Here is a 6,253-nt window from a genome sequence, read left to right as displayed (position 1 = left end):
GTTCATTGATCTTGCGTAACATGTTATCCTTTGGAACCACTACATCATAAATGGCCATATGAGGACTAAAAACCATAGACGTTTGTTTTTGAATCATCGTACTCACCCACATAAATTTATTACCTTGATTATAAAACAAAAAAAGGTAGATTTCCTCAGAATAAACTGAGAAAATCTACCTCTATTGGCCCGGAAGGGACTTTTTCAGTGCCCTCCCACTTTAGTGGCCTCCCTTTTTGCAAAGCTTATGTTTCCGGTCTTCTCATTCTTTATCTGGAATTCCCCCAGCGTATGCTCCAAATCATTTATTAGCTGTGTAAGCTGCTGCGTATATTGCACCAAAATAAAAGCAGACCGACTGATGATATGCCGGTCTGCTGATTGATGCTGATCATTTCCATAAAAGCAAGTGCCTTCCCTTACCTTTTAGTCGCCTTGGTGAATGGCTGACCTATTGCGTCTATTATAATCCTTATGTATCAGCCTGCATGCCATTCATCCATCAATACATTTGACGGCGATCGTATATTCCTTATGCCATTTTTCCCATTCATCCATTGGAAAATCCTTATATTGACCAGCCAGTAAATCACTTAACATATCTAGGCAAACATGCCAGCCTGCCAAATCTTTTGATGTATGATCATTAACTGGCCGGATGGATTCTTTCAATACTAATGAACATCCATCCTTTTCAGGGGATACCTCGAAACGAACCCAGCCGTCACCCCATTCAAAATCTAAAACGGCAGATTCCTGAAAATCCCTTATCTTCATATCAAAGGAGTCCCCTGACCCATCATTCATATTGAATTTTATGGTCCCGTCTTTTCGAAGGTCCTTCATTTCCAGGTTGGACATCCACTTTTCCACCTGATCATTCTCAGTTAAAGCACCCCATACCTTTTCCACCGAATGATCGAGCTGGCGATCGAATCTTGCGATGATCCCATTTCCTTCTTTTTCGATTACAGCTTGCATACACATTCCTCCCCATTCAATTCGTCCAAATGTTCCGGCCTACTAGATCATTTTTTGATAAAAAATGGTAGGGTGGAATTCTCCTTTTGAGATACAGGAAACTTCCCTTGCATCAAGGACCTATAATGTCCGTCCCTCCTTGCCACTCCTCAGCCTGCTGCATGAGTGAACGGCCTCGTCTATACTCAGTATACGCCATTAATTTTGCCATTTCCGCCCGATTGCCCCCGTTCCGCTTTGAGCATAAATGTAACTGTACACTTCCGGCTGTCTCACCCATTTAGCGACAAATAGAATCACATCAGGATTTATGGCACTCTCCCAATAGGAATGGACTAAAGACCGTTTCATGGGAGGAAAAAACCAATGGACAAGCCATCTTCCACCACCTGCATCAAAAGGTCCGAAAGCTCATTAAGACAGGCTCCAATTGATGTTAAACTTTCGACTCTCACATCAGCACTCACAGTTTTCACTCACTTTCAGGAGATACAGTTATATTCACCATCCCCGGACGCTTTGATAAAGAAGTAATGTGAGCAAGATGATGGCGGCCATGCCATGCATAAATGCCAATATTTTCACCGACCGTCACCTCTCCCGAATCAGGATGGATGAATGCCCGGTTCAGGTCGTCTGCATGAAGGCGTGATAAAAGTTTGCCTAAGCGGGTGTGTACCGCTTCGATTAGTGATAAAGAAATATCAATCGGCAAATCATAATCAGGCAGCTCTGCCCATCGCCCCTCCTCATACGGTTTAATGACCGGGCTATTTTCCGTAAGGGCCAATTTAAAGCGAATATACGCATTCATATGACTATCAGCAACATGATGCACGACTTGGCGGACCGTCCATCCTCCAGGACGATAAGCCGTATCAAGCTGTTCATCATCCATGCTGCCTACTGCCTCCCGCAGCATTCCAGGCAAAGCCTCAATCTCCTTGATCCAGCCCTCGGCCACACCACTAGTAATTTCCCCATCAAACTGAAACCTTCCAATCGGGTATCTCAAATCCATCTCATTCTCCCCCTTTATGTCCAATGCACCTATATATAATTCTTTATCAATGCTGACAAGTCCTTTATACTTGCAACCCTTAGCTAATGCAACCCCTATATTGATCTTGATCGCTTTTAACTCGCTATACGCTGGATTGAATAAAAGACATCTATACTTCCATCCACATCATATAAAAGCTCGATCATGACGTTAACATATCTGGTAATATATTAGGACTTGATACACAAATAAATTCACGAGTAAACGCTCTTATCTCATGAGTTTGCTGCTCATTCAGGCAAGTAAAGATCAATTCACGAGTATTTGATCCAATTTCACGAGTAAATGACCCAATTTCACGAGTAAATCCACTAAATTCACGAGTAAACGACCTAATTTCACGAGTATTTGATCCAAATTCACGAGTAAACGCTCTTTTCTTATGAGTTTGCTGCTCATTCAGGCGAGTAAAGATCAATTCACGAGTATTTGATCCAATTTCACGCGTAAATCCACTTGTTTCACGAGTAAACGCTCTTTTCTCATGAGTTTGCTGCTCATTCAGGCGAGTAAAGATCAATTCACGAGTATTTGACCCAATTTCACGAGTAAATCCACTTATTTCACGAGTAAACGCTCTTATCTCATGAGTTTGCTGCTCATTCAGGCGAGTAAAGATCAATTCACGAGTATTTGATCCAATTTCACGAGTAAACGCTCTTTTCTCATGATTTTGCTGCTCATCTTGTGTTTAAAAGCCCTCTTAGTCACAAAAAATTTGGTTGGTGCCTTTTTGGTTCCTGAATTTTGAGCTGGGAACTATTCATTTTTTCGTGGAATATATATTATAAGGCATAAAAAAATGGTAAATTAAGAGTATTCTAGCAATGGGGGTTTCCAAATATGAGCATTCAGAAAGCGACAATACTTGAGCTTGAATCTCTGACAGAACTTTTTGATTTATACAGAGTGTTTTATGAGCAAACATCCGATCCTGATCGTGCAAGGGAGTTTTTAAGAGAAAGACTGACGAATGGAGAGTCTGTGGTTTTTATGGCATTTGAAGAAGGAAATCCTGTTGGTTTTGTTCAATTATACCCTTCCTTTTCTTCTGTAAGTATGGTGCGGTCATGGGTATTGAACGATTTATACGTGAAAGAGTCCGCCCGCAAAAAAGGATTTGGCGAGGAGTTATTGAAGGGGGCCATCACTTTCGCACGGGAAACTGGCGCCAAGGGGGTTTTACTCGAGACAGGTAAGGATAATGTAAATGCACAAAAGCTTTACGAGAAAATTGGTTTCGTTCGTGAATCGAATTATTTTTATCATTTCACCATTTAATATAAAAAAGTGTAGGGAAAATTTTCTTTTCCCTACACTTTAATGCTATTTATCTAGAAAACTAATTATTTAGCGGTTTCCAGGCTGGCTTGAATTTCTTTAATAAGAAGTTCAGCACCTTCAGCGCTAAGTATTAATTTACCGTCAGCAAGTTTCATATTGTCATCGGAAACATCACCTGTTACTTGACAAGTCATGTTTGGTTTATATTTTTGAAGGATTATGCGCTCTTGTTCTACGTAGATCTCCAAAGCATCTTTCTCATTAATTCCTAATGTACGGCGTAATTCAATTGGAATGACTACCCGTCCTAATTCGTCAACTTTACGTACTATACCTGTAGATTTCATTTAATTTACCTCACTATTTTTCTTTCAAATGGGGATTCTATATATTTCGTCACCATTCGACATTATTTGCACTTCTATTAAGATACCACTCCCTACCATATTCGTCAATTCTCGTATCTTCGTATATTATCTGCCTTTATAACATTTTTACATTCAATTTTAGTAAACCCTTCATAAAGCCCGTCATGCCGCCATTTCCTGTTATTATGATGGTATATATTACTAATTTTACAGTTCAACTGCCAACGTCCCCATTTTATTTTTAACAACCACTCCTTTCATTTCATGTCGAATGTTGGAGAAGGAATATCACTAGTCTAAAAGAATCCTGTTGATTTTCTTTTGCATTTGAAGGACAATTTAAATGGATAGATTTTAATATTCCGAAATTTTTTCTTCTGCCTTTGATGCAGTGGAACGTGATACTTCTGATAAGAATGTTTTAAAGTCTTTTATAGTAAGAAGAAAGCCGAAACGATTGCCGCACTTAAAGAGTCTTGGCTAATTACTGGCTCATAAAATAGATTGAGGTGAGTCAATTGCGTCCGATTATATTAGGTATTTGTTCTGCTTTCTTTTTTGCATTCACGTTTGTTTTAAATCAATCCATGGAGTTGTCTGGTGGAAGTTGGATATGGAGTGCTTCACTTCGTTATTTCTTTATGGTGCCTTTTCTGCTGTGTATCGTATTAAGCAGAAAAAACCTGCGCCCCCTTTTACGGGTGATGAGAGAACGGCCGGGACCTTGGCTGCTTTGGAGTTTTGTAGGATTTGGGTTGTTCTATGCTCCTTTATGCTTTGCATCCGCATACTCGCCTGGCTGGCTAATCGCCGGCACTTGGCAAATCACGATCATTTCGGGCTCATTACTTGCGCCGCTGTTTTTTGAAAATGTCCAAACGAAGGATGGTCTCGAAAGGCAAAGAGGAAAGGTTTCTGTGAAAGGCCTCCTCATGTCCATGATCATTCTGCTTGGAATCATCCTGATGCAACTCGAACACACCAGGCACATTTCAATGGCCAATCTCTGGTTGGGAGTCATCCCCATCGTCATCGCCTCGTTTGCATACCCTTTGGGAAATCGCAAAATGATGGAAGTATCCGAAGGACGTTTGGATGCTTATCAACGTGTATTAGGAATGACGTTGGCGAGTCTGCCTTTCTGGTTTCTGCTTTCATTGTACGGTTTCTTTACAGTGGGGGCTCCGACGAAGATGCAGAGTTTTCAATCCCTTTTGGTAGCACTATTTTCTGGTGTCATTGCCACGGTCCTTTTTTTCAAAGCGACTGATTTGGTAAGTGGAAATATGCAGAAATTAGCTTCAGTTGAAGCTACTCAATCAATGGAGGTGCTTTTTGCCTTAGCTGGCGAATTACTATTCCTATCGTTACCGATACCTTCTCCGTTATCGTGGTTCGGCATCTTTATCGTTATCATAGGAATGATCCTTCATAGCTATGTGTCACATAAAAAAGAAGGTTCATCCCGGAAACGGACCGTGAGTGCTTAAATAGCAAGTCAAAAAAGCCCCGAATAAGATGAACTATACCCCGAATAATGGACACAGTAAAAAAAGTCCCTTATTCGGGGTTTTTCTATGTCCTTTTACTAGAACCCCGTTTATAATCATTTCAGATATATGGGCGGGGGAAATCAAAATGAGTAAGATTAATTTTAATGAATTTCAAATAAAGGAATTAGAGAATAATCCACATGTGAAACAGGTTTCAAATCGTTCGATTTCTTATCATCCAGACTTTAAGGTAAAGGCTATTAAAGAGAATCAAGCTGGTAAATCACCTACCCAAATCTTTATCGAACATGGCTTTGATTTAGATATGATTGGATCGGATAAACCAAAAGGCTGCTTAAAACGTTGGAGAAAAACGTTTGAACAATATGGGGAGGATGGCTTCTATACAGAGCGACGTGGAAAAGGAAGTGCAGGAAGACCAAAATCCAAGGAGTATTCACAGGAAGATCAGTTAAAAAAAGCTGAAGCTCGTATTAAATATTTAGAGGCAGAACTTGAATTCCTAAAAAAGCTAGACGAACTAGAAAGGCAGGCTTCGAAGAAGAGAAAATGACAACGAATGAAAAATTTTCGTTAATTGAACAAATCATTCGTCAATATAATCTTACGAATATGGTCCGTTATTTTTGTGAAATAGCCGAAGTCAGTCGCAGTGGATATTATGCTTGGATACATGCTGAAAGGATTCGATTAACTCACGAGAAGAAAGATTGGCATGATTATGAACTTATTAAGGAAATATTTGAGGCCAAGAAGAAAAAAGCAGGTGCACTCACCATCAAAATGATTTTAGAGAATAAGTATTTTGTCACGATGAACCATAAAAAGATTCGGAGGCTCATGCATAAGTTCAATCTTAAAGCCACAATTCGTCAAGCGAGGCCCTATAAGAAAATAGCGAAAGCCACTCATGAGCATAAGGCCGTTCCAAACCACTTAAACAGGAATTTTAACCAAGGAGAACCGAGGAAAGTTCTCCTCACAGATATTACTTACGTTTATTATGGTTCTGGACAACCAGCTTATCTTTCTTGTGTCAAAGA

Annotated in this window: 9 protein-coding genes; 4 read left to right on the top strand and 5 right to left on the bottom strand. The window is 40.0% G+C overall.

Translation table 11 applies throughout. The annotated features are described in order from the left end of the window. Positions 1–495: 495 nt before the first annotated feature. The 4 genes from AC1DVK_RS26250 to AC1DVK_RS26235 all read right to left on the bottom strand — a co-directional run bounded on the left by AC1DVK_RS26250 (position 496) and on the right by AC1DVK_RS26235 (position 2,666). Positions 496–981: an SRPBCC family protein gene (locus AC1DVK_RS26250; RefSeq protein ID WP_477627757.1), complete on the bottom strand. Its 486-nt coding sequence runs from the start codon at positions 979–981 to the stop codon at positions 496–498. A 198-nt stretch (positions 982–1,179) separates the two neighbouring features. Continuing rightward, positions 1,180–1,332 (bottom strand): hypothetical protein, encoded by a 153-nt coding sequence (locus tag AC1DVK_RS26245; protein ID WP_477627756.1) that lies wholly within the window; start codon positions 1,330–1,332, stop codon positions 1,180–1,182. A 121-nt stretch (positions 1,333–1,453) separates the two neighbouring features. Beyond that, a complete protein-coding gene (locus AC1DVK_RS26240) occupies positions 1,454–2,002 on the bottom strand; it encodes a YfiT family bacillithiol transferase (protein WP_317778920.1) in 549 nt (182 codons plus the stop codon). A gap of 184 nt (positions 2,003–2,186) precedes the next feature. Next, positions 2,187–2,666, bottom strand: coding sequence for a hypothetical protein (locus AC1DVK_RS26235; protein WP_477627755.1), 480 nt, complete (start codon positions 2,664–2,666; stop codon positions 2,187–2,189). Between the two features lie 221 nt (positions 2,667–2,887). Between AC1DVK_RS26235 and AC1DVK_RS26230 the strand changes: the two genes are divergently transcribed. Beyond that, positions 2,888–3,325 carry a GNAT family N-acetyltransferase gene (locus AC1DVK_RS26230; protein WP_089364751.1) on the top strand — a complete coding sequence of 146 codons (438 nt, stop codon included), beginning with the start codon at positions 2,888–2,890 and terminating at the stop codon, positions 3,323–3,325. 65 nt (positions 3,326–3,390) lie between these two features. Here the strand turns inward: AC1DVK_RS26230 and AC1DVK_RS26225 are convergent, their stop codons facing one another. Further along, positions 3,391–3,675, bottom strand: coding sequence for an AbrB/MazE/SpoVT family DNA-binding domain-containing protein (locus AC1DVK_RS26225; RefSeq protein ID WP_061464502.1), 285 nt, complete (start codon positions 3,673–3,675; stop codon positions 3,391–3,393). A gap of 539 nt (positions 3,676–4,214) precedes the next feature. Here AC1DVK_RS26225 and AC1DVK_RS26220 point away from each other — a divergent pair. The 3 genes from AC1DVK_RS26220 to AC1DVK_RS26210 form a co-directional block, all read left to right on the top strand. Further along, a complete protein-coding gene (locus AC1DVK_RS26220; RefSeq protein WP_477627758.1) occupies positions 4,215–5,186 on the top strand; it encodes a DMT family transporter in 972 nt (323 codons plus the stop codon). Positions 5,187–5,334: 148 nt separating this feature from the next. Continuing rightward, positions 5,335–5,763, top strand: coding sequence for an HTH domain-containing protein (locus AC1DVK_RS26215; protein WP_477627754.1), 429 nt, complete (start codon positions 5,335–5,337; stop codon positions 5,761–5,763). Further along, a partial coding sequence (locus AC1DVK_RS26210; RefSeq protein ID WP_477627753.1) for an IS3 family transposase occupies positions 5,760–6,253 on the top strand: 494 nt, incomplete at its 3' end. The genes AC1DVK_RS26215 and AC1DVK_RS26210, both read left to right, overlap by 4 nt.

The sequence above is a fragment of the Peribacillus sp. P4_B1 genome (assembly GCF_056402395.1).
This window is presented reverse-complemented; position numbering and strand designations above follow the sequence as displayed.